The sequence below is a fragment of the Thalassotalea ponticola genome (assembly GCF_041379045.1).
GTDB lineage: Bacteria > Pseudomonadota > Gammaproteobacteria > Enterobacterales > Alteromonadaceae > Thalassotalea_A > Thalassotalea_A ponticola.
In genome coordinates this window covers 1,805,452-1,829,046 of the sequence record NZ_CP166871.1, presented here as the reverse complement: position 1 = coordinate 1,829,046, position 23,595 = coordinate 1,805,452, and the positions used below count along the sequence as shown (strand labels likewise).

The window sequence follows — 23,595 nt, the reverse complement described above, 5'->3', positions numbered from 1 at the left end:
CAAACTATTCTAATAATAAGAGACAATTCGCAATAAAGTAAATGGCTATTAATTACCCAATGTTATTGACGACCCTTGGCGGTTTAGGGATTTTCCTAATCGGTATGGTGATCATGACCAACGCCCTGCATGAACTTGCGGGTACGGCGTTGCGACGGGTGTTGCTTAGGTTTACCAAAAGTCCTACAACAGGGGCCGTAACCGGAGCCATCAGTACCGCAATATTGCAATCATCAAGCGCCACAACGGTCGCCGCCGTCGGTTTTGTTGGTGCTGGTATTATTACATTTTCTGAAAGTTTAGGGATTATCTTTGGCGCCAATATCGGAACAACCATTACTGGCTGGTTGGTCGCTTTAGTCGGTTTCAAACTGCAGTTAACCAATGTGCTTTTACCACTGATATTTATTGGCGCATTGTTAAAACTATTTACCAAGGGCAAACTGGCTGCTGTTGGTATGGTGATGGCGGGCTTTGGCCTAATTTTTGTTGGCATTTCACAATTGCAGCAAGGCATGTCAGGTTTGCAAAGTGTGATAACACCTGAAACATTTCCCGATGATAGTCCGCTAGGTCGGTTAAAATTGGTACTTATTGGTATCGCCATTACCTTAGTGACGCAATCGTCAAGTGCAGGTGTAGCCACGGCAATTACCGCGTTGTACGCAGGGGCTATTAATTTTAATCAAGCGGCCGCGTTAGTTATAGGCATGGATGTAGGCACCACAATTACCGCGTTAATGGTGACCATTGGGGGCTCGGTTGCAGTCAAGCGAACGGGGTATTCGCACGTGGTGTATAATATCCTCACGGCCATCGGTGCATTAATTTTACTTACCCCATTTACCTACCTTTACGAGTTACTATTCCCAGACCAGCTACAGCGTAACGGGGAAATCGCCTTGGTGGCATTTCACACCGTGTTTAATGCCTTAGGGGTCTTGTTGATATTGCCGTTTACCCGACATTTTGCCGCATTGATGAAACGTTTGGTTGGCCGCGAGCAAAAGTCTTTTACTCAGTCTTTAGAAACTGCGTTTCTCGCTCATCCCGATGTGGCGTTGACCGCCGCAAAATCCGCCGTGATACCACAGTTTGTTGAGCTTCTCAGATACCTTCACTGGCTGTTAGGCGATCGGCGATCGCAAGTGACCGGCGAGTTTGGTCAATTAGAGATTGCCTTAGATCGCACTCATGAATACGTTGATTTGATTCATATTGATAAACGAGAGAAACCTGATTGGTTTACCTTAGTGTCGTTGATTCATTTACTCGATCACATGCAACGTTTACACGAACGCTGCTATGATAAAAATGTCATGTCACTGCAGCAAAGTGGCCAACACGTATTATACAGCAGTGTTGCAGAATTGGTTTACAGTATAGAGCTCATGTTAAATAGCATAGAGTCCGGTGATTTTTATCAATCATATCGACAAATTAGAGATTGTGATAATTATCTTAAGCCATCACTTGAACAATACCGACAAGACATTGTGCAACGTATTGCCAATGGCGAGATAACGGTGCCAGAAGCAACGCAATCGTTAGATTCTGCCAGAGCACTACAACGGCTTTTACACAATTTGCACCGCGCTAGTTACTATATAGCGGACATTAATGAAGCGATAACAAAATGACCAGTGTACAACAATATGCGAATACGTGGCTAAAACGGTATCCTACATGGGGAAGTGCGGAGCAAGCGTTGCTCACCTTAACGGCCAAGGAAAAGATCAAAACCTTACCTCAATACAGCGCAGGTGAAAGAGACATCGTGATTGTCAGTAAAAACTCTGTTAATGCGTCTATCGACGATATGTTAACTCACCGCTGGCTAGGCTTTGATACAGAGGCTCGACCAAATTTTCGAGCAGAAGATAATTTTGCCACGTGTCTGATCCAAATAGCAACGCCGAACACGTGCTATTTGTTACACCTCAATGAGCTGCAATCATTCAGCGCACTAGCGCCAGTGTTGGAAGCAAAACACATTGTGAAAATAGGCATTGGCCTGCGCGGCGATAGTAAAAATTTGCGAGCAAACCACGCTGTTGACTTAGTCAACAGCTTAGATCTTGTTGCCGTGTTTAAACGTTTGGGAAGAAAAAAAGGGGCGGGTGCACAACACCTTGTTGCCACCTTGTTTAACCAGTACCTTCGCAAAAGTAAACGGGTTTCATTGAGTAACTGGAGTAAAACACCATTGACTGGGCAACAAATAAGCTATGCTGCTCAAGACGCAATGGTGCCACTTGATTGTTTTGTGTTTTTAGACAAAATCAGCCGGAACTACACGCCACACTGTCCGGCTTGGCTTACTCAGATGCTCCAAGCCACTAGACCAAGTGATATACTGGAGAGCCCGCGTTAACGATCTCGGTGCATGGATATAGCACCAACTGCTTGCTAAACACTGTCCTGTGTATTTTGTTATTCGATTTGTTCAAAAGTCATTCGCTCATCGTTACAGTTTGTTGGTATGGAATAACCATACGTCTCTTACTGCGCCTCGAGCTAACCCCTTTTAATTTGCACAAAATCTATACCACTAAGATGAACAGACCCTAGAAGCGATAGCGAACCCCAATTGCGGCATCTAAACCAAATTGGATACCGTCATCGTGGCCGTGGTGATCATCGTCGTGTTTCTCTAATTGTGGCGACAATTGGCCGTATAAGTGCCAGCGCGGCGCAAATGATAACGTGACGCCCAATGGCGCGCGAATGCCAAAGTCATGCTCAGCGACAAATGCGCCACCAGCGAAGTACCATGACAGACCGTGTTGTTGTGCCAACTTACCCGTTGCAAAAAAATAGTCCAAGCTAATCCCGTCATCGCCAGCGAATAGCTGAAAGTTATTAATTTTTGCAGATACTCCGAAACCTTGGTCAATGCCGAGGCCCAATTCAGTTGCGTGTGTTGTGGCTGTGCCAAAAAGGCTCATTAGGGTTAGGCCTGTAAGAGCAAGCTTTTTCATGTCGTGTTGTTCCGTAGATATATGTCGATTAACAGTGACAGTTTTACCTGACCTCACTGTATTGGTGAATGTACTTCGGCGATACACTCAGCGGGCACAAGTGTATGCTCACAATGCAAACACTTATGCGCTGATGTAAGTGTTTTACACCGCAGTCGAATTAAATGCGAGGAATTTGAATTTTTTTATCGTCACTTTGGCGATAAATGATCAATGTTTTACCAATCGTTTGCACTTTTATCGCATTGGTTTCGCGGACAATGGCATCAATGATGAGTTGCTTGATTTCACGGTCATCGGTTGGAATTTTAACTTTGATCAATTCGTGGTGATTAAGCGCAGCGTCGATTTCGGCAACCACGCCTTCGGTTAATCCGTTTGCGCCCAATAACACGACTGGTTTTAACGAGTGAGCTAATCCTTTAAGGTAGGTAATTTGCTTTTTTGATAGATTCATTGAAAATATTCGTTTAACTGACTTGAATTACAGACATTTTAACGCCATCTTGAGATTAATACTAATTTTTAATGGTGTTAAATCGTTAATTTATGAGCAAAGCTAAAAAAAGTCGTAGCGCCAGTTCCAATCGTTGGATGCAAGAGCATTTCGACGATGAATTTGTAAAGAAAGCGCAAAAACTTGGTTTGCGTTCGCGTGCCGTGTTTAAGATTGAAGAGATCAACAACAAAGACAAGTTGATCAAAAAGGGCATGAACGTCGTAGATTTAGGTGCCGCGCCGGGCGGCTGGTCCGAATACGCAGTGAAGGTCGTTGGTGATGAAGGCAATGTTATCGCCTGTGACATCTTACCAATGGAGCCGCTACCCGGGGTTGCATTTTTACAAGGTGATTTTCGCGAAGACGCGGTGCTCGAGGCGCTACTCGATCGCATTGACGGACGCAATGTAGATGTGGTGATGTCCGATATGGCACATAACTTCAGTGGTAATGAAGCCACAGATCAAGCGCGTAACATGTATTTAGTCGAGTTAGCGTTAGATATGTGTCATCAAGTGTTGAAGAAAAACGGCAGTTTTGTGGTCAAAGTATTTCAAGGGGAAGGCTTCGATCAATACATGAAAGACGTGAAAAGCTGTTTCAACGCCGTGAAAACCCGTAAACCAGATTCGTCTCGAGCCCGTTCTCGAGAGGTATATATAGTAGCTACAGGCTACAAACTGTAGTAAAGTTAGTTAACAGGGTTGCGCAAGCGTTGCTCTACAACAATTTTCGCACGATAAAAATCGAAGAATCATCGCATAGTTAGCATTAAGAGGTCCTCACATTGAGCGATATGGTTAAAAATTTAATATTATGGCTAGTCATAGCCGTTGTACTGATGTCGGTATTTCAAAGTTTTACGCCAAACAACACGGCGGATTCAAAACTCGATTATACCCAATTTATTTCTGATACCCGTGCTGGTCAGGTAGGCGAGGTTCGCATTGAAGCAGATGGTACCATCAACGGTACCATGCGCAACGGACAGACCTTTACCACGATGATCCCAACACAGTATGACAAAGATTTGCTCAACGACTTGATTCAGAACAACGTTAAAGTTGAAGGGGTCCCGCCTGAAGAGCCTAGCTTACTGGCCAGTATTTTTGTCAACTGGTTCCCAATGCTATTGTTGATTGGTGTATGGATATTCTTCATGCGTCAAATGCAAGGTGGTGGCGGTAAAGGCGCAATGAGTTTTGGTAAGTCAAAAGCGCGCCTGTTATCTGACGATCAAATTAAAACCACGTTTGCCGACGTTGCCGGTTGTGATGAAGCCAAAGAAGAAGTTGCCGAGCTTGTTGATTACTTGCGCGACCCGTCTAAGTTCCAGAAACTGGGTGGGCGCATCCCATCAGGTATTCTTATGGTGGGTCAGCCAGGTACCGGTAAAACACTATTAGCGAAAGCCATTGCCGGTGAAGCGAAAGTGCCATTTTTCTCTATTTCTGGTTCAGATTTTGTCGAGATGTTTGTTGGTGTGGGTGCGTCGCGTGTACGCGACATGTTCGACCAAGCGAAGAAATCAGCACCTTGTATTATTTTCATCGATGAGATTGATGCGGTAGGCCGTCAGCGTGGTGCGGGTCTAGGTGGCGGTCACGACGAGCGCGAGCAAACCTTGAACCAAATGCTTGTTGAAATGGACGGCTTTGAAGGGACTGAAGGCGTTATCGTTATTGCCGCGACTAACCGTCCAGACGTGTTAGATCCGGCGTTATTGCGTCCTGGTCGTTTTGACCGCCAAGTCACGGTGGGCTTACCGGATATTCGCGGTCGTGAGCAAATCTTGAAAGTTCACATGCGCAAAGTACCGATTGCCGATGATGTTGATGCGGCAGTAATTGCACGAGGTACGCCAGGTTTCAGTGGTGCCGATTTAGCAAACTTGGTTAATGAAGCCGCGTTATTCGCCGCTCGTACCAGTCGTCGCTTAGTGTCTATGGTTGAATTTGACAAGGCGAAAGACAAAATCATGATGGGTGCAGAGCGCCGTTCAATGGTGATGAGTGAGTCTGAAAAAGAAATGACGGCTTATCACGAAGCTGGTCATGCCATCGTCGGCCGTATGGTGCCTGAGCACGATCCGGTATACAAGGTCAGTATCATTCCACGTGGTCGCGCTTTGGGTGTAACGATGTATTTGCCAGAACAAGATCGGGTAAGTCACAGTAAAATGCACCTAGAAAGTATGATTTCGTCATTGTACGGCGGCCGTATTGCCGAAGACATTATCTACGGTAGTGATAAAGTATCGACCGGTGCGTCAAATGATATTGAACGCGCGACTGAAATCGCACGTAAAATGGTTACCCAATGGGGTCTTTCTGAAAAGATGGGTCCGATGCTGTATGCGGAAGAAGAAGGCGAAGTTTTCTTAGGTCGCACGGCAGCTCAGCACAAACACATGTCTGATGATACTGCTAAAGATATCGACGACGAAGTCCGTGCTATTATCGAGCGCAACTATAAGCGCGCAGAAGATATCTTAAATAACAACATGGATATTTTACACGCGATGAAAGACGCATTGATGAAATATGAAACCATCGATGCCGATCAAATTGACGACTTAATGGCTCGCGTAGATGTACGAGCTCCAAAAGGGTATGGCGATGAGAACCGCAATGATCAGCCGCCGTCAGCAAGTGCTCCGTCACCGACGAGTACCGACAAACCGGCTGATGAGCCAGCAAACTAGGTATCGTCATTAAAACGACAGGTAATTAAATTGCCGATCGAGTAAAGCCCACAATTATGTGGGCTTTTTTGTGGTTTTTTTGTGAGGTTAGCCCGGCGAGCAGGGGGCAAGCAGTATTACTTCGCTCTGAATAAAAAACAGCGGCAAGCAAGGTATATACGTTGCTATTGCAACGTTGACTATTTTATAATGTGCGCCAATTATCTGATAATAAAACCAGCTTCTAGATTATGCGATTTGCCTCCAAAGTTCTTGATCTCTCTCAGCCACAAGTGATGGGCATCCTTAACGTAACGCCAGACTCATTTTCTGATGGCGGAAACTTCAATCGTCTCGATAACGCATTGCGACAGGCGGAGAAAATGATCGCAGATGGCGCATCCATTATTGATGTTGGTGGTGAATCAACAAGGCCCGGTGCAGCAGAAGTGCAAATGCAACAAGAGCTCGACCGCGTGATACCGGTGATCACAGCCATTAGCCAGCGCTTTGACACCGTGATTTCCATCGATACCAGTAAAGCCATGGTAATGCAAGAAGCGATTGTGGCAGGCGCGGGGATGATTAATGATGTGCGAGCACTACAAAATGAGGGTTGTTTAGACGTAGCCGCGTCGTGCGATGTGCCAATTTGCTTAATGCACATGCAGGGCATGCCACGCACTATGCAGGATAACCCCGTGTACCACGATATCATTGGCGATATTAATCAGTTTTTTAAGCAACGCATCGACGCGTGTAATAAAGCTGGTATTGATCGCAAACGGTTAATCTTAGATCCTGGCTATGGCTTTGGCAAAACGTTAGAGCAAAATTATCAATTGTTGGCGCGCCAGGCGGAGTTGCTCTCGTTGGGATTACCGATTTTGTCGGGCATGTCGCGTAAATCGATGATTGGAAATTTATTAAATTGTGATGTGGAACAACGGCTTGCTGGCAGTTTGAGCGCAGCAGTGATAGCAGCGATACACGGCGCTTCAATTATTAGAGTACACGATGTGAAGCAAACAGTTGACGCGCTAGCGGTACTTGAATACACCACAAAATGGACACAAGCCGGTGCTTAGTCGCCACAACTATGGGCGTGGTACGTGACATTTAACCAATTAAGATAGTATTAAATTTATATTGTATTGACAGTTTACAAGGGAGAAAAACGTGCCAGATAGAAAGTATTTTGGAACTGATGGCGTACGAGGTTTGGTTGGCAAAGCACCAATTAACCCAGAGTTTGTGATGAAACTAGGCTGGGCTGCGGGTAAAGTGTTGGCCACCCAAGGCACTAAAAAAGTGTTAATTGGTAAAGACACTCGTATCTCTGGTTACATGCTTGAATCCGCTTTAGAAGCGGGTTTCTCAGCGGCGGGTATTGATATTGGTCTTATGGGACCAATGCCGACACCGGCTGTTGCTTACTTGACCAAAACATTCCGCGCTGAAGCGGGTATTGTGATCAGTGCCTCGCACAACCCATTTTACGATAATGGTATAAAGTTCTTTTCAACCTCAGGTGAAAAGCTACCGGACGATGTTGAGTTACAAATCGAGAAAATGATCGACGAAGAAATGGATTGTGTTCACTCGGCAAAACTTGGTAAAGCGATGCGTATCGATGATGCGGCAGGTCGATATATCGAGTTTTGTAAAAGTAATTTCCCCTCAGAATACTCACTTAATGGTTTGAAAATTGTGGTTGATTGCGCCAACGGTGCAACGTATCACATCGCGCCAGCGGTATTTAGAGAGCTGGGTGCCGAAGTTATTGAGTACGCTTGCTCGCCAAACGGTACCAATATTAATGACGATTGTGGTGCCACTTCAATGGCCAATATTGCCAAGCTTGTATTAGATAAGCAAGCTGACTTAGGTATTGCCCTTGACGGTGATGGCGATCGATTAATGATGGTTGACCACAATGGCGATGTCGTCGATGGTGATGAACTAATTTACATTATTGCGCAAAATGCCAAACAGCGCGGCACGTTGAACGGTGGTGTTGTAGGCACACTGATGAGCAATATGGGGCTCGAGCTGGCACTGAAGGCGTTAGATATTCCATTTACTCGAGCTAAAGTCGGCGACCGATATGTTATGGAGCAACTGAAGCAAAACGGTTGGACCTTAGGCGCAGAAAACTCAGGTCACATTATCAATTTAGATTGCACATCAACGGGTGACGGCATCGTCGCCGCATTGAACGTACTCGAAGCCATTGCACAATCGGGTAAATCACTAGCCCAGCTGAAGGCTGGCATGAATAAGTTACCGCAAATACTCGTCAATGTTCGCTTTAACGAGAATACCGACCCGCTTAACGATGACGCAGTAAACGAAAGTGTTCGTCAAGTTGAGAGTGCATTAGCCGGTAAAGGACGCGTGTTGTTGCGCAAATCGGGTACCGAGCCATTGATTCGCGTTATGGTAGAAGGCCCGAATCAAGGTGACGTGACGCGTCTAGCTCACGTTATCGCCGATACCGTAAAAGCGGTTACAGCATAGCAGGTTTGTCGCGCTTAGTTGTTCAAATTATCGCATAAATGGTGTTAATTTGAGCAACTAAACGGCAAATGATGATAATTGCTTGTAACCTGTTCTAACAGTTGCTAGTATCACGCCGTTTTCTGGAGAAAGAGAAAAAACATGAACAGAAAAATAATCGTTGCGGCCAATTGGAAAATGAATGGCGACACTCAATTGATTAACGATATGAGTGCTGCATTAAACCAGTTAACGTACAAAAATAAACAGGTTATTGTTTGTCCTGCGGCGCCTTATTTAAGTCAAGCCGTATCGGCGTTTTCTCATCCGGATATTGCCGTTGGTGCGCAAACCATCAACGATCGCGAAAGCGGTGCCTATACAGGTGAAATTTCTGCTTTGATGCTAAATGATTTGAATGTACAATACACGATTCTTGGTCATTCAGAGCGTCGCACGCACTTTGGCGAGAGCTCGGCGTTAGTCGCCGATAAAGTCGCTGAAGCGTTAGATAAGAATCTGACCGTGATTTTGTGTGTTGGTGAAACGCTAGCACAACGAGAGCAAGGTGAAACAGAAGCGTATTTGACATCTCAGCTACAAGCAGTGCTCGACAAAGTTGGCATTAAAGCGTTTGAGCAGATGATTGTTGCTTATGAACCATTATGGGCAATTGGTACTGGTGTAAGTGCATCGGCAGCGGTTGCACAAGAAACACACGAATTTATCCGTGGTTATTTGGCATCTTACGATGAAACTATTGCCAATCGTATTTCAATCTTGTACGGTGGCAGTGTAAATGCTGGCAATTGCCAAGAATTATTCTCGCAAACCGATATTGACGGAGCGTTAATCGGCGGAGCGAGTTTGAAAGTTGAAGAATTTAAGAACATCTGCCTAGCAGAATAGGATTTTAACAGAATGTATTATCAAATATTCTTAGTAATTTATCTGATCATAGCCTTAGTGCTTGTTGGTTTTATCTTGTTACAACAAGGCAAGGGTGCAGATATGGGTGCTTCCTTTGGTGCAGGTTCATCAGCAACCATTTTTGGTTCATCGGGTTCTGGTAACTTTATGACCAAAACAACAACGATTTTAGCAACCTGTTTCTTCTTGATCAGCTTAGTGTTAGGTAACTTAACAGCCCAACGCACAAAAGCAACAGATGAATGGAATAACCTAGGTGGCGCAGAGCAAGTTGAAAGCGCAACCCCAGCTTCAGATGTTCCAGTAAGCGATGACAAAAAAGAGAACGACGTTCCTAACTAATCGCTACTAAAAGTTTCGCGGATGTGGTGGAATTGGTAGACACGCCATCTTGAGGGGGTGGTGAGCTTACGCTCGTGGGGGTTCAAGTCCCCCCATCCGCACCAATTCAAGGTTCAATAAGAACCGATAAAGTTAGAAAAGCCCAGAGTAATCAACGCTCTGGGCTTTTTTTATGCCTGCTAACGCCCGATAAGGTCCTTTCAAGCCAAGACTTTTAGTCGTACTTTCATACCGTCCCACAGAAGTGTGTCCCACTAGACAAATAAAAAAGTCTCTCTTAGTTTAGTTGAAAGTTTCGACCAAAAAACAATCAACAACAAACGGAGAGAGACCATGACTAATTTAACGCTGAATAGTAAACAAATTCAAGCCTTGGATCCTCAATGTAATGAAGGAGCAAAGTGATACATTAAATGAGCTTTGCTTCGAACTTTATGCTAAAGGTTTGACAACCCGAGATATCGAATCTGTAACCGAATCGATTTACGGTCAGAAACTGACGCGTAGCGCGGTATCACGCATCACCAAAAGTCTTTATAAAGAAATGGAGGACTTCAGAAAGCAGAAGCTGTGCGAGTACTATCCCATCATTTATCTCGACGCGACATTCATCAAGACAAAGCGTGAAACAGTTTCCAGTGAAGCTTATTACATTGTGCTGGCCGTTAAGCATGATATGACTCGCGAGGTTATCGGTATCTACAATGCGCCAACGGAATCGGCGTCAAATTGGGATGACATCTTATTAGACTTAAAAGCTCGAGGGCTCGCACAAATCGACCTCGCTGTGATAGATAACTTAGCCGGTTTAGATTCAGCCATTGAGCGCCATTATCAATGCCGAATTCAAAAATGCGTGTTGCATATGAAACGCAACATCTTAAAGAAAGTGAAAAAATCTCATCGTAATGATGTTGCTGAGGATTTAAGGTTTGTATTCAACTTAGAAGATCAATCGGATGATCGAGAGGAGTTTCTGCTCCGAGCGAGGTGGTTGTCTGATAAATGGGGTAAACGATATCCTAGCTTCAAAGTGTTTATAGATGAAGTATACATGTACTATTACGCGACCTATTTAGACTTTGAGCCGATGATCCGAAATATGATTTATACTACCAACTGGATCGAACGATTAAATAAATCATTCAAACGTACGCTCAAAATACGAAACTCTATGCCAAGCGTTGACTCAGTGTTAACCATTCTGAGTAAGGTTGCATTGGATATGAATCAAACGACTTACCAATACCCAATAAGTCGTTTTGAGAAAAGTAACTTATTTAACTAGAAAGTTTGAAACTGAAATTGAAATAAGAGAGACACACTTTTTGGGACGGTACCCGTACTTTATGTGGTGCGGATGTTAGCTCACCAGTTGATGTACTCCATCATGACCAAGAGGTAATGAAGTGATTAACCTAAACATGTTATTGGTTCATGAAATAGCTGGCATGAAACAGCTGGCATAGTCAATTGGTAACGGATTGTGCAAATACTCATGCTCCAGTCCACGGTTATAAAGCATTTCGATGTAATCGAGAATACCTTCTTGTGCTCTGTTTCAAGTCGCAAATTCTACAAGTGGAAACTCATTATTTTTAGTCTGTTAGCTGGTAATCCGTCTACATCGAAACTAGAAGAACAAGCGATTGACCGACTCTAAGTTAAAGGCCAGTTTGAGACACTAGCTAACATAAGCATCATGCGCGGTTCTATTTAACCTGTCAGATACCAATTGCGCTGGCAGGAATGATATTCAACGCCATATTATCAGCGGACGCGACTGGGGACTTAAAGGCAAAACGGCGCCAATAAAAAGGCCACCACAACATGCACTATTTTGTTGTGGTGGCCAAGGGAGGTTAACCGCTGTGTACTGTATAGTTGTGGGCGATACCAGTTTAAATTTAGCGCGAGATAAAATCGCTCATTGCTTGATATGTTTGTTGACATTCGTGTTCAACTAAGTCGTGCAGTAACATATACGCGTGGATCATATCGTCAAACGAGTGATGGGTTACTTCAACCCCGGCCCCAGCCAGTGCTTTGGCGTACTGTACGCCCTCATCTCGCAGCGGATCGCAACCGGCGGTGATCACTAACGTCGGAGGTAATGCCTTGTTAATGGTATTTAATAGCGGTGAGGCATCAAAGCGGGTTTGCTGGCTGTCTCGTGATTGAAAATATTGCTCGAAGTACCATTGTATTTTGCCTTTCTCTAGTAAAAAACCCTGTCCGTTTTCGTCTATTGATGGGCTACTCATGGTGTAGTCGACACTTGGGTATATCAACAGTTGTTTATCGATGGTTAAACTTGAGTCAGTCAAACTTTTCAACGCTAACGTCGTACAAATCGCGCCACCAGCGCTATCGCCGATGATAAACACTTGGCCGTTGTGCTTAATGTCACTGCGTAATTGGTCTATGTGACGCAGTGCCAAGGTACAGTCGTCGATTCCGGCTGGATAAGGATGCTCAGGGGCAAGGCGGTAATCTACAGCAATCACCACGACCCGACAGGTGTCGGCAATACGTCGACTGATTGGGTCGTATAATTCGACACTGCCACACATGTGCCCACCGCCGTGAAAGTGCAACGCTACCGGTAGTGCCTGTTCGGGTGCTGGATGATAAATTCGGGTGTTAATCACCCCGTTGTCGTGTGCTAATGACTTGTCTTGAATCGATGCAATATCCGGTCCTGTGCCCATTAGCGCTGATAAGTTGTTGAGGTTTTGCCGCGTAATATCTACCTCGAATGGAATATTGTTGGCCTTTATCTCCTCAAGCGCCTTATTCACATCGGCTAATAAGGGGGCGAGTTTGGATGATACAATACCTCTCATTGTTACTTCTCCGTTTTAGGCTGCGTTTCAGGTAGGTAAAAGCTACCGATGAAAAATGTCAAACTGAGCACACAAACCATGGCTAACGATGCGCTGTAATCGCCTTGATTGATATCAACTAGCTTGCCAAACACCCATAACACGACAGTTGCAAACAAATAGCTAATTGAATAAAACAAACTGAATATCACGGTGACCCGCGCTGATGTCATATTTTTTAGCTCATGTGGAATAGAGACTAATGCGGTGATAGGGAAAAAGATGAAAAAACCGAGCACAATCGCACTTGCCGTTTGTAACCACGGGGTTGGGCTAAACGATAAACCGGCTAAGCTCAATGTCATGATCAGGCCAGACCAACGAATAACCGGTAGTCGCTGTAGTATTTTCTTACTGTATGCAATACCGGCGAGTGTACCGATAATTCCAAAGCTTATTACCCACTTGCTCTGGGTGATCCCTGCTTTCGGGTAAAAGGTGAATAAACAGATGTAAAAGGTCAATAAACCAGAGTAAGTCAGAGCATAGGCCCAATTGAATTTGTCTTTTAAGCCATCTGTGTAGCTGTAGGTCGCAGGTGCCTGTTGATTGGCTACTTGCGCTTGATCATCGTGTAAGCGCACCAACAACCAAACCAACATTAACACTAAACTGACTAACGAAAATATGGTTAAACTCATTTTCCAGCCACCGGTAAGGGCATTGATGTCGTCCATAAACCATAATATGACCCCAGTACCGACATTAAAGGCTACCGCATTTAAGCCGTTTATGACCGGACGCTCATGCGGTTTAAAGCACTGCAATACAATGGGATTAAAATAGACGATCATAAAGGCGCCCCCCAAGCCCATTAAAAAGCGACTGAGTAACAAAACTTCATAATTAGGTGAATAGGGGGTAAAAATGCCGATGGTGATTAATAAGCTGGAGATAAAAAACGCCATTTTAACGCCGTATTTTACCGCTAACCACGCTGCGATAAAGGTGCCGACGATTTTAGCTAGGGTAACCGCGCCACTGATAAAACTGGCCGATGCTAAACTGTCGACGTTTAACGAAGCCATAATTTGGCTCATGCTCGCGGTGCCGCCAACCCAGGCCATGGCAAAGAGCACGTAACTGAAAAAAACAAGAGTTTCAATAAGGTATTTGTTGGTTATCTTCATAAATAAAAATTGACGATGGTAATCACTGCTTGATAGGTTATCGCAATGCGCAGCGAAAAGAACTACTACCTTAGTTCACTATTAAATGAAAAACAGCACAGCAGCGCGATAACACAATGTCCATCGGCGGATAAAAACAACAATAAGGATTTGATGTGCTAGCTTGGCAATCACTGGATATTTGGTTCGTTACCTTAATTTCTATAGCGTATTTAGCGGTGTTATTTATCGTCGCTTTTTTCGGTCAACACCGCAGCAATAGCCGACCGAAAACTTGGGTGTACAGTTTGTCGCTAGGGGTGTGCTGTTCGTCTTGGGCATTTTACGGCACCGTTGGCCAAGCCGCTTTGAGCCGAGATTGGTTGGCTCCCTTGTACATAGGTACCATAGCGTGTTTTCTGCTCGGTTGGCCGATGTTGCTAAAAACACTGCGTATCATCAAACAGCAAAACCTCACCTCAATTGCCGACTTTATTTCTTGTCGATACGATCGCTCACCACAAATTGCCGCACTGGTAGCGATTGTTACCTTGATTGGCCTCGTCCCCTATATTGCCCTTCAGCTACGGGCGATAAGTACCAGTTTTGACTTGCTCACTGGTACCTTGCAAGTTGGGGCCAGCACGGCGCTTATCGTGACCTTAGTATTAATAGCGTTTAGTATTGTCTTCGGCGCACAACACGTATCAGCCAGTAAACAAAACCCCGGATTGGTGTTGGCGATTGCATTTAGTTCAGTGGTTAAGTTGTTCGCTTTTACCCTTGTCGGTTTATTTGCCTGTTTTTATTTATTTGATGGTGTCGGCGATTTACTGGCCAAACAAGCGCAAATTGCGTTGCCCTCTGAGCCTAGCCCGTGGTATGCGATCATTGCGCAAACGGTGTTGGGGGCGATCACTATCTTTATTTTGCCGCAACAGTTTCACATGACCATGATTGAAAACAATCACGAGGGCGAGTTAAAAACCGCGCGTTGGTTGTTTCCACTGTATTTGATCGCCATCAATTTGTTTGTGTTGCCAATCGCGCTTGCTGGCTTACTCAGTTTTCCTGGGGGCAGCGTTAATCCAGATACCTTTGTTTTAAGTTTGCCATTGTTTCATCAACAAGCGTGGCTTGGTGTCATCGCCTATATTGGTGGTTTGGCGGCGGCCACCAGCATGGTTGTGGTAGCGGCGATCGTATTAAGTACCATGCTATCAAATGACATTTTAACTCCGACCATGCTTAAGTTGCGTTTGTTCAATGAGCAAAACCGCGGGCAAATATCGGGTGTGTTATTAACCATGCGCCGAACCAGTATCGTGGTTATTTTGGCGCTGGCATTTGCCTTTGAGCGCTTGGTTATTCAACACAGTCACTTAGCCAGTGTGGGTTTGCTGTCGTTTGTATTGTTATCGCAATTTGCCCCCGCGGTTATTGGCGCTTTATATTGGCAACGGGCAACATCACGTGCTGCGTTTAGCAGTGTTTGCGTTGGTAGCTTGGTCTGGTTGTATACCTTGTTGTTGCCAATGCTGGCGCCCCAAGCTGGTTGGGTTATTCACGGCCCTTGGTCAATTGCATGGCTGCAACCGACGGCGTTGTTTTATCTTTCCTCGCTCGATCCTTTAACCCATGGCGTGGTATTTAGCTTGGTGGCTAACGCTTTGTGTTTTATCGTAGTTTCCTTGTTCAGTAAACAAACTGTCGGAGAAACGTTACAGGCCAATTTGTATGTTAATAAGCAGAAAAAAATAGGCGAGCGAAAACTGTCGAGTAAAGATCTGTATAGCTTGTTACAACGCTTTATCGACAAGGATGCCGCGGATAGGTTATTACAATTCGCCCAACAGCAAAATATCAACACGCGAGAGCCAAGCAACCGTTTAATGGAATATACGCGCTTACAATTGTCGGGCGTACTAGGCTCGGCATCGACGCGTATGGTGATGAAAGCGGCAGCAAATGCGCAGCATTATCCGCTAGAAGACGTGGTTAGTATTGTTGATGAAGCAACGCAAGTATTTCAATTTAATCGCGAATTATTGCAATCTGGGGTAGAAAATATTGAGCAGGGGATCAGCGTGATAGATTCCGACATGCGTTTAGTTGCGTGGAATAAACGCTACGTTGAATTGCTTGATTACCCAGATGGTTTTGTCGTCGCCGGTATGCACGTCTCGGACTTACTGCGCTACAACATTGATCGCGGTGTGATTGAAGGCGACGACGAGTCGATGTTAATTGAAAAGCGAATAGAGCACATGCGCCATGGGCACAATCATCATTACCAACGCATTATGCCCGATGGCAGAGTACTGGAGATTCGCGGTCAAGCAATGCCAGGAGGCGGGTTTGTCAGTACCTTTAGTGATATCACTGTGCACGTTCAAGCCGAGCGACTGTTACAACAAGCCAATGAAGTACTCGAGCAACAAGTGGCTAAGCGCACCTATGAGTTAGAGCACGCTAAAGCGCAAGCCGAAGCGGCCAATCAAAGTAAAACTCGATTTTTAGCGGCGGCCAGTCATGACTTAATGCAACCGTTTAACGCATTGAGTTTGTTCACTTCGATGTTAAAAAAGAAGGCCGACAATAAAGAGTTACAGCAGCTGGCCAATCACATTGATGATTCGCTAAACGTAGTTGAAGCCTTATTGTCGGACTTAGTGGAAATCTCACGACTCGATGGTGGTTCGCATAAAGTTGAGGTGTCGAAATTTTGTCTCAGCGATGTGTTGACGCCACTGGCCAATGAATTTACTGTTTTGGCGCAGCAACGAGGCGTGCAATTTCATTGTATTGATAGCGACGTTTGGGTACAAACAGATAAGCGTTTATTGCGCCGCATTATCCAAAACTTTTTATCCAATGCGCTGCACTACGGTAGTGAAGGGCACGACGCTACACACAGTCGGCCGAAAATCGTTTTGGGCGTTCGTCGCACAAACGGCGCCATTCGCATCCAAGTTTGGGATAATGGACCTGGCATTGCGAGCGACAAACAAGCGCAAATCTTTAAAGAGTTTGAACGATTAGAGCAACGTCGTGAAATCCCCGGCTTAGGATTGGGTTTGGCGATATGTGAGCGCATTGCCACCTTGTTGGGTTTGACCATTAGCGTGCAATCGACACTCAATAAAGGCAGTGGTTTTATGCTCGATGTCAAACGCGTCGAAGTACCGGTTAATAGCGTTCAAGGAGAATCGAACCGAGCTATGACTGTTGCGCCAACAGCTGAGTTGGTATCGCATGAGCCAAGTAACGCCGTGCAAATACTGTTATTAGATAATGACCCATTAATGTTAACAGCGTTGTCTAGCCAGTTACGCGAGTGGGGGTGTCGTGTTGTTGCAGCCGATGACCAAGCTAGCTTAAATCAATGTGCGTTGCAGTGTGATGGTCAACCCGATCTGATCATTGCCGACTATCACTTAGGAGGCAACACCAACGGCGTTGATGTAATAAGCGAGTTGGTTAGTGCTCAGGATTGGCAAACACCGTGTATTATTGTCTCAGCTGATCCGTCGGAGCAGGTGCGACAACACACCAGTAATGCCAATTACCAATTTTTACCAAAACCCGTTAAAGCCTTAGCGTTAAAACGGGTGTTAAAGCAAGTGGCGGTTTAACTGGCTAAATGTGGCTCGGTGGCTTGCATCAGTTGTTGATATTTTAAGCCAGCTAAAGTGCGATTGTTAACGGCTAACTTGGTTAGAATAGCCGATACGTGTTTCTTCACCGTGGTCTCTTTAATATCCAGATCGTAGGCGATTTGTTTGTTTAATTGACCATCGGCTATTAACTTGAGTACCACAAATTGTTGTGGGGTAAGTTGCGCCAACTGTTTGGCTAGTGTTTGTTGCTCTGCCTTGGTTTTTTCGTCGGTGTCAATAACCATGTTATCAGGCAACCAGACTTCGCCATCGAGCACCGTATTGATGGCCTGATTTATCACCGTTAAATCGGCGGACTTAGGAATAAAGGCGGCAGCGCCAAGGTGTATGGCTTTTTGCATTACGTGTTGGTCGTCTTGCGAGGACACCATAATGACCACGAGATCGGGGTGGTGATTTTGCAACATCGACAAACCACTAAAACCATCGTTACCGGGCATGTGCAAATCAAGAAACACTAATTCAATACTTGGCTGAGCGTCTATCAAAGCCAACAAATCCTGAAAGTTATCTACTTCGAGACTGACCTCATCGACAAAGCACTCTGCTATGGCTTGTTTTAGCGCTGCTCGAAATAGCGGATGGTCGTCAGCGATCGCAATTTTCGCGTCTGTCATGGCAAATCCTTGGGTTATTATTGTGCGTTATTGTCCGGATTATTTACTGTTGATTATGAAAAAAAGAGCTGATAAATACCAGCTCTTTTTGTTCATTAATCACCGAGGGAGGCGGGATTAAAATTGGTAACTGACCGTTAAGCTGACCGTTCTTGGATCGCCGTAATAGCCAATTAGCGTATTGTCACCACCTAAGCCTGGTGCGTAGCTGCCGTCTTCTAGCGGCGCGACAAACTGATAACCGCCGATCATGTATTCTTCGTCGGTTAAGTTTTTCGCGTGTAAGCCCGCGGTCCAATGACCGTCATTGCTAAACCAGTTAATACCGACGTTTAACAACCCGTAACCGTCTTGTGTTAACAAGCTGTCTTCTTCAAATAACACATAGTCGTCACGGTAGTAGTAATTGGCATTAAATACAAAGTCACCAATATTTGACTCAAGGGTATAATTAGCACCTAAATTAAAGGTGTAATCCGGCGTGTTTGAAATAGTGAAGCGATCCGACTTGTCAAACTGCTCACCAGTTTCTGGGTTGGTATCAAGTACTTCAGTAAAGTCAGCATCTATCGTACCCAAGCTAGCGGTTAGCTCAAGGTTATCAGTTGCTCTAAACGCCAGTTCTGCTTCAATACCGGTCGATTCTGATTCACCCACATTGGCTAAGCGTTGATTTAAATCGGCCGCTGTCTCACCAGGTAGTACCGAAATGTATTGACGGTCTTGGTGATCTAGAGCAAAAAAGGTGACATTAGCGCGCAAGCGATTGTTAAACCATTCGCTCTTCATACCAAGTTCAAATGAATCGACATCTTCTGGGTTTGCCGCTGGCTCGGCGGTTGATGCCCGAGGATTAAAGGTACCTGATTTGAAACCTTTTGCGTAGCTGGCAAATAACATTAAATCATCGTGTGCTTGATATTCAACACCAATGCGCGGGGTAAATTTAGACCAGTCTTGCTTGTCGTTTAACACTTCAGGTACAAGCTCGCCTTCAGGGCGCACATAACCAGGCACCCAGCCTGACTCAGGATATACGGTCGCAAAGATCAAACCATTGTTTACATAGGCTTCTTTTTCATCTTTGGTATAACGTCCACCGGCGGTTACTGACCATTGATCAGTTAAGTCATAACTGACTTGTGCGTAAACCGCTTGGCTTGTTGAGTTATTGCAACCGGTCACTTCACGAGTGAGGCCTGGCGCACCCAATGCATTACCAAGGACTTCCAAAATGGCTTCGAATTGACCACATGATTCACCGTCGTAATAGTAAATACCCGATACGAACTTATAATTATCGCCCACATTATTGAGCTGTAACTCATGGGTCATTTGCTCATCGTCATAGATCGCCGGCACGTCAAAAATTGGCAGTGCGGTGTTGTCAAAGTCAATGTTGGTCGGCGAGTAACTTTCGCGGCTTGAGGCAATGTATTTGAGTTGGGTATTATCTGAAACGTCCCATCTTGCGGTAAAGCTGATGCCTTCAAGCTCGACTTCGTTCCAGGTTGGTAAACTGGTGTATGAATCGTATACGCTGTCAGGTACAGGCGCATCGGTTAGGATACTTGGCAACAAGCGATAACCGCCTTTTGCGTTCGATTCATCTTTGGTTTTATCGTAGTTTAAACGGAAGAACAAATCGTCAGACGGATGGAATTCCAATGTTACTCGCGCTGCGGTGACGTCTTTGTTGTAGTTTTCTTTGTCTTGGCCTTCCAGTGCTGACTGCAAGTATTCGCCAAAGCCATCGCGTTGCAAGCTTGCTACGCCAAAACCAATGTATAAGCTGTCGTCAATAAGTGGAATTTGACCGGTCAATTTAAAGTCTGTTTGGTTGTAACTACCCACAGTACCTTGCACTTTTAACTCGGTATCGCCAGACATTTCTTTGGTGACGTATTTGATCGCACCGCCAATGGTGTTTTTGCCGTATAGCGTGCCTTGCGGTCCGCGCAGAACTTCGATGCGTTCAACATCAAGTAGATCTAACACGGCGCCTTGTGGACGAGCCATGTATACGTCATCGACGTAAATACCAACACCTGGCTCATAGCCCCATAATGGATCTTGCTGACCCACACCGCGAATAAATGCGGTTATTGTTGAGTTGGTACCGCGGCTGCGTTGTAGTGTCGTGTTAGGTGAAAACTGCTGTACTTCGGTAAGTACTTCAATGCCGTTTTGCGCCAGATCATCAGCACCTATTGAAGTCACCGCAACCGGTACCTCTTGTAGGTTTTCTACGGTTTTACGCGCGGTAACTTCAATGCGCTCAAGACTTGGATCGCTGCTGTCTAACGCTTGTTCTTCAGCCAGCGCTTGTGTACTAAGTGCACTGGCTATGGCAAGCGACAGATAACTGAGAGATTTTACGCTTTGTCTCATTTTATTCCCCAATAATTATTATTAATACTTTCTTGTTGTATGAGTTTGCACCAAACAAAAGGAGCTGTATGGTAGCTTGTTAATCACTTTAAACGATTTTTGAACATAAATAATGTGTACTATAGTAGTATGCGATTTTTGTTCTTTAAGTTGTTGTTAAATAATGCTTTATTGTTTTTCATTAGAGATTTCCTTAGCGTCTAGCTGAAAAAACTCACTGATTGCAACGGCTGCGCTAATCGGCGCGTTGAGTAAATAGCTTCCCGTTGTTTGGCTAAACTCACTGTCGGGTTTCACCATCATACCGTGACCAAGATCGTCAATTTCTACTAGCTCCAACACAACATCGGCCTCATTCGTTTGCCAACGGCTACGAGTGATACCACTTTTTTGGTTTAGGATTTTCTCTAAGCTAAGCCCATTATTCGTCAGCCATTGTTCGACAGTGAAGCTGGCATTTTTGCGATTGACCACTTGATCGTCGGTACCAGTCCAAACGGTTAACTTGGGTAGATGTGTGCCATTGGTTGTATTAGTCTGTGCTGTGCTTTTTGCCTTTTTCGAGACACTCGTTGGCCCATTTCTCATGCATGAAATGGCTTCGGTAAGCGAGTGAGCACAGTTAAACGGGATACCGGCAATGACACCGACGCCATCAAACATGTCAGGGTAAGTGTGCATTAGCACATTGGCCATAGCACCACCGGCAGACAAACCAACCAAATACGTTTGCTCAGCCTGAGTCTGTTGCTGGTAGGCGTTGATCATATTTTTCAATGACAACAACTCGCCTTGATCTTTGCTGGTATCGGCGGGCGAAAACCAGTTAAAGCAGCCTTGCACATTATTGCTTGTCGACTGTTGGGGGAGAAGTAAATTAAAGTTGTAACGTTGGGCGAGGGCGACAAAGCCACTGTCTGTTGCAAGGTCAGTTCCCTGTTGTGTACATCCGTGCAATAACACCAGGTTTGCGGTTGCGCCTTTGTTGATGGTCAGTACGTTTGCCGTTAACTCACCGGGATTGTCGCCAAAGTCAGTCAGTTGGCTAAACTGGGCATGACAGCTACTGGCGACAAATAGGGATGCCCATAACAGGCTTTTATTCCAAGTTAACATTGAGTTCTCCGTTGCTGTTGCGTTGTATATTGATCTGTTGTCTGCGTTTGTGATTCGCGAGTTAAATTGCTTTATTGCGCGGTCCACGCGCCATCGATTGGTAGCGAAGCGCCAGTAATAGAGCGCGCAGCGTCACTGCATAAAAATAAGATAAACTCACCAATTTGTTCGGCTTCTAACATGTGTGGTAGTGGTTGCTTGGCGGTGATTAATTGGTAACGTGCTTGCTCAATTGGCAGGTTTTTTTCGCTTGCCACATTTTCGATTTGCTGGTTGATCAACGGCGTGTCAACCCAACCAGGGCAAATAGCGTTCGCAGTAATGCCACATTCGGCGTTTTCCAGAGCCACTACCTTAGTAAAGCCAATAAGACCGTGCTTGGCCGCGCAGTAGGCTGCTTTATGGACTGAGGCGACCAAACCATGAACTGAAGCGATATTGATGATACGTCCCCATTTTTTCGCCTGCATCGATGGTAAGCACTGTTGAGTCAGGTGAAACGCTGAGCTCAGATTGATGGCGATGATGTCATCCCATTTTTGCGTGGGAAAGGTGTCAACCGCTTCGGTGTGCTGAATACCGGCATTATTGACTAGAATGTCGATGCTGCCAAATTGTGCTGTCGCTCTATCAATTAGTGCACCAATAGCGGTGGGGTCTCTTAAATCGGTATTGTCAAACAGTGTGCTTATATCGTATTGCTCGGCCATCTCTGTCGCTAACTTATCGCCATCAGCTGGCGACATCAAGCCGTGAAGGACGATGTTAATGCCTTGCTTGGCTAGTACATGTGCAGTAGCCAAGCCAATACCGCTGGTAGACCCACTAATTAATGCTGTTTTACCTTTTAACATAAACGATGTTCCCTAATATAATCATCTTCGTAGATTGTAATAACACCATTGTAGAGAAAACCATCAAGCTTGCCTTTACCACCTTAGTACCATGTATAGATCTGTGCGATGAGGTGAGGCAAATATTGTTGTTGTGTGCCTAAGTTAGCCGAGCTTGGTATTGCTCTTTTGCTCTGACAAGGATATACTTGCACCAGCTTTGACGTGAAATGATTTTTTACTTACAACTCTAGGGTAGAAAATTAGCTAAGTTTCACGGCCTGTTGAAGATTTATGGCACTGTAATGGCATGATCTTTTACTGTTCACAAAGGGTTGTTATATAGGCCCCGTGTGAATAGGGGCTTTTTCGTATTTGGTACTCGTTAAATCGCTTAACGATACCCAGTCGACACCAATACTACTGATTGTTGTCCAAGCCCCTCGGTGTAGATGACATTGCCAGGTAGCTTACATTATTGGGCCTAATGGCCCTTTTCTTTTTTGGAGAATATTCTTGAGTAAATTTGAACAAAAATTAACTGAGATGCTGCGTCCGTCGGTGGAGATGACCGGCAAGGAATTGCTAGGGGTTGAGTATGTCAGCGCCGGCAAACACTCTGTTTTACGCTTGTTTATCGACCATGAGAATGGCATCAATGTTGACGATTGTGCAGAAGTGTCAAGATTAGTTAGTGCGGTATTGGATGTCGAAGACCCAATTTCGACGGAATACAACTTGGAAGTGTCTTCGCCTGGGGTAGATAGACCTCTGTTTGAGAAACCTCACTTCGAAAAAGTCATTGGTGAAACCGTAGATGTGAAACTTTCGATGCCGATTAATGGCCGTCGCAAGTTCAAAGGTGAGCTAGATGCGGTTGAAGGCGATAGCTTAATCGTTATCGTTGATGGTCAAGATTATGAATTGCCAATTGGCAATATCGAAAGAGCGAACCTAATCGCTAAGTTTTAACTATATTTTTCATTTTGCCAGCGAGTGAACGGCAAAATGAGTGGGAATTGAATTAAAA

The 23,595-nt window shown here is 45.0% G+C and carries 19 protein-coding genes and 1 tRNA gene; 12 read left to right on the top strand and 8 right to left on the bottom strand.

What is annotated here, in order from left to right; all coding sequences use genetic code 11:
* Positions 1-41: 41 nt before the first annotated feature.
* Together ACAY30_RS07845 and ACAY30_RS07840 are read left to right on the top strand one after the other, a co-directional pair.
* Positions 42-1,640 (top strand): Na/Pi cotransporter family protein, encoded by a 1,599-nt coding sequence (locus ACAY30_RS07845; protein ID WP_290249950.1) that lies wholly within the window; start codon positions 42-44, stop codon positions 1,638-1,640.
* Positions 1,637-2,374, top strand: a complete 738-nt coding sequence (locus tag ACAY30_RS07840; protein WP_290249948.1) for a 3'-5' exonuclease — start codon at positions 1,637-1,639, stop codon at positions 2,372-2,374. Before ACAY30_RS07845 ends, ACAY30_RS07840 begins: the two co-directional genes overlap by 4 nt.
* Before the next feature lie 193 nt (positions 2,375-2,567).
* Here ACAY30_RS07840 and ACAY30_RS07835 read toward each other — a convergent pair whose 3' ends face one another.
* A complete protein-coding gene (locus tag ACAY30_RS07835; protein ID WP_290249945.1) occupies positions 2,568-2,981 on the bottom strand; it encodes a hypothetical protein in 414 nt (137 codons plus the stop codon).
* A 160-nt stretch (positions 2,982-3,141) separates the two neighbouring features.
* Positions 3,142-3,438 (bottom strand): ribosome assembly RNA-binding protein YhbY, encoded by a 297-nt coding sequence (yhbY, locus tag ACAY30_RS07830; RefSeq protein WP_290249944.1) that lies wholly within the window; start codon positions 3,436-3,438, stop codon positions 3,142-3,144.
* A 92-nt stretch (positions 3,439-3,530) separates the two neighbouring features.
* Here yhbY and rlmE point away from each other — a divergent pair, with 92 nt between their 5' ends.
* The 8 genes from rlmE (at position 3,531) to ACAY30_RS07790 (ending at position 11,222) form a co-directional block, all read left to right on the top strand.
* Positions 3,531-4,166 carry a 23S rRNA (uridine(2552)-2'-O)-methyltransferase RlmE gene (gene rlmE / locus ACAY30_RS07825; protein ID WP_290249942.1) on the top strand — a complete coding sequence of 212 codons (636 nt, stop codon included), beginning with the start codon at positions 3,531-3,533 and terminating at the stop codon, positions 4,164-4,166.
* Positions 4,167-4,267: 101 nt separating this feature from the next.
* A complete protein-coding gene (gene ftsH, locus ACAY30_RS07820) occupies positions 4,268-6,184 on the top strand; it encodes an ATP-dependent zinc metalloprotease FtsH (RefSeq protein ID WP_290249940.1) in 1,917 nt (638 codons plus the stop codon).
* A gap of 230 nt (positions 6,185-6,414) precedes the next feature.
* Complete coding sequence (folP, locus tag ACAY30_RS07815) at positions 6,415-7,251, top strand: dihydropteroate synthase (protein WP_290249938.1); 837 nt, start codon at positions 6,415-6,417, stop codon at positions 7,249-7,251.
* A 91-nt stretch (positions 7,252-7,342) separates the two neighbouring features.
* Positions 7,343-8,683, top strand: coding sequence for a phosphoglucosamine mutase (gene glmM / locus ACAY30_RS07810; protein WP_290249936.1), 1,341 nt, complete (start codon positions 7,343-7,345; stop codon positions 8,681-8,683).
* 141 nt (positions 8,684-8,824) lie between these two features.
* On the top strand, positions 8,825-9,571 hold the full coding sequence (tpiA, locus tag ACAY30_RS07805; RefSeq protein ID WP_290249934.1) for a triose-phosphate isomerase: 747 nt from the start codon (positions 8,825-8,827) through the stop codon (positions 9,569-9,571).
* Positions 9,572-9,583: 12 nt separating this feature from the next.
* Complete coding sequence (gene secG, locus ACAY30_RS07800; protein ID WP_290249932.1) at positions 9,584-9,934, top strand: preprotein translocase subunit SecG; 351 nt, start codon at positions 9,584-9,586, stop codon at positions 9,932-9,934.
* Between the two features lie 17 nt (positions 9,935-9,951).
* Positions 9,952-10,038, top strand: a tRNA-Leu gene (locus ACAY30_RS07795).
* 284 nt (positions 10,039-10,322) lie between these two features.
* The gene (locus ACAY30_RS07790; protein WP_371189840.1) at positions 10,323-11,222 is read left to right on the top strand and encodes an IS256 family transposase; all 900 of its coding nucleotides are present in this window, start codon (positions 10,323-10,325) and stop codon (positions 11,220-11,222) included.
* A 619-nt stretch (positions 11,223-11,841) separates the two neighbouring features.
* Here ACAY30_RS07790 and ACAY30_RS07785 read toward each other — a convergent pair.
* Positions 11,842-12,780, bottom strand: coding sequence for an alpha/beta hydrolase (locus tag ACAY30_RS07785; RefSeq protein WP_290251994.1), 939 nt, complete (start codon positions 12,778-12,780; stop codon positions 11,842-11,844).
* Between the two features lie 2 nt (positions 12,781-12,782).
* On the bottom strand, positions 12,783-13,859 hold the full coding sequence (locus ACAY30_RS07780) for an MFS transporter (RefSeq protein WP_371189838.1): 1,077 nt from the start codon (positions 13,857-13,859) through the stop codon (positions 12,783-12,785).
* A gap of 245 nt (positions 13,860-14,104) precedes the next feature.
* Between ACAY30_RS07780 and ACAY30_RS07775 the strand changes: the two genes are divergently transcribed.
* Entirely contained in the window at positions 14,105-17,563 is a 3,459-nt protein-coding gene (locus tag ACAY30_RS07775; protein ID WP_290251992.1) for a PAS domain-containing hybrid sensor histidine kinase/response regulator, read from the top strand.
* Here ACAY30_RS07775 and ACAY30_RS07770 read toward each other — a convergent pair.
* The 4 genes from ACAY30_RS07770 to ACAY30_RS07755 all read right to left on the bottom strand — a co-directional run bounded on the left by ACAY30_RS07770 (position 17,560) and on the right by ACAY30_RS07755 (position 22,586).
* Complete coding sequence (locus ACAY30_RS07770) at positions 17,560-18,225, bottom strand: response regulator transcription factor (protein ID WP_290251991.1); 666 nt, start codon at positions 18,223-18,225, stop codon at positions 17,560-17,562. The two genes, ACAY30_RS07775 and ACAY30_RS07770, sit on opposite strands and share 4 nt — an antisense overlap.
* A 117-nt stretch (positions 18,226-18,342) precedes the next feature.
* Positions 18,343-20,616, bottom strand: a complete 2,274-nt coding sequence (locus ACAY30_RS07765) for a TonB-dependent receptor (RefSeq protein WP_290251990.1) — start codon at positions 20,614-20,616, stop codon at positions 18,343-18,345.
* Positions 20,617-20,784: 168 nt separating this feature from the next.
* Positions 20,785-21,732: a PHB depolymerase family esterase gene (locus tag ACAY30_RS07760; protein WP_290251989.1), complete on the bottom strand. Its 948-nt coding sequence runs from the start codon at positions 21,730-21,732 to the stop codon at positions 20,785-20,787.
* 71 nt (positions 21,733-21,803) lie between these two features.
* Positions 21,804-22,586, bottom strand: coding sequence for a 3-hydroxybutyrate dehydrogenase (locus ACAY30_RS07755; RefSeq protein WP_290251988.1), 783 nt, complete (start codon positions 22,584-22,586; stop codon positions 21,804-21,806).
* 495 nt (positions 22,587-23,081) lie between these two features.
* On the opposite strand from ACAY30_RS07755, the gene rimP reads away from it, so the two are divergent.
* Positions 23,082-23,537: a ribosome maturation factor RimP gene (gene rimP, locus ACAY30_RS07750; protein ID WP_290251987.1), complete on the top strand. Its 456-nt coding sequence runs from the start codon at positions 23,082-23,084 to the stop codon at positions 23,535-23,537.
* Positions 23,538-23,595: the final 58 nt, after the last annotated feature.

Excerpts from the sequence above, each read along its gene's own strand:
- ACAY30_RS07845 (WP_290249950.1), top strand. The coding sequence starts at position 42 with ATGGCTATTAATTACCCAATGTTATTGACGACCCTTGGCGGTTTAGGG.
- ACAY30_RS07840 (WP_290249948.1), top strand. The coding sequence starts at position 1,637 with ATGACCAGTGTACAACAATATGCGAATACGTGGCTAAAACGGTATCCT.
- ACAY30_RS07835 (WP_290249945.1), bottom strand. The coding sequence starts at position 2,981 with ATGAAAAAGCTTGCTCTTACAGGCCTAACCCTAATGAGCCTTTTTGGC.
- yhbY (WP_290249944.1), bottom strand. The coding sequence starts at position 3,438 with ATGAATCTATCAAAAAAGCAAATTACCTACCTTAAAGGATTAGCTCAC.
- rlmE (WP_290249942.1), top strand. The coding sequence starts at position 3,531 with ATGAGCAAAGCTAAAAAAAGTCGTAGCGCCAGTTCCAATCGTTGGATG.
- folP (WP_290249938.1), top strand. The coding sequence starts at position 6,415 with ATGCGATTTGCCTCCAAAGTTCTTGATCTCTCTCAGCCACAAGTGATG.
- tpiA (WP_290249934.1), top strand. The coding sequence starts at position 8,825 with ATGAACAGAAAAATAATCGTTGCGGCCAATTGGAAAATGAATGGCGAC.
- secG (WP_290249932.1), top strand. The coding sequence starts at position 9,584 with ATGTATTATCAAATATTCTTAGTAATTTATCTGATCATAGCCTTAGTG.
- ACAY30_RS07790 (WP_371189840.1), top strand. The coding sequence starts at position 10,323 with ATGAAGGAGCAAAGTGATACATTAAATGAGCTTTGCTTCGAACTTTAT.
- ACAY30_RS07785 (WP_290251994.1), bottom strand. The coding sequence starts at position 12,780 with ATGAGAGGTATTGTATCATCCAAACTCGCCCCCTTATTAGCCGATGTG.
- ACAY30_RS07780 (WP_371189838.1), bottom strand. The coding sequence starts at position 13,859 with ATGAGCCAAATTATGGCTTCGTTAAACGTCGACAGTTTAGCATCGGCC.
- ACAY30_RS07770 (WP_290251991.1), bottom strand. The coding sequence starts at position 18,225 with ATGACAGACGCGAAAATTGCGATCGCTGACGACCATCCGCTATTTCGA.
- ACAY30_RS07765 (WP_290251990.1), bottom strand. The coding sequence starts at position 20,616 with ATGAGACAAAGCGTAAAATCTCTCAGTTATCTGTCGCTTGCCATAGCC.
- ACAY30_RS07760 (WP_290251989.1), bottom strand. The coding sequence starts at position 21,732 with ATGTTAACTTGGAATAAAAGCCTGTTATGGGCATCCCTATTTGTCGCC.
- ACAY30_RS07755 (WP_290251988.1), bottom strand. The coding sequence starts at position 22,586 with ATGTTAAAAGGTAAAACAGCATTAATTAGTGGGTCTACCAGCGGTATT.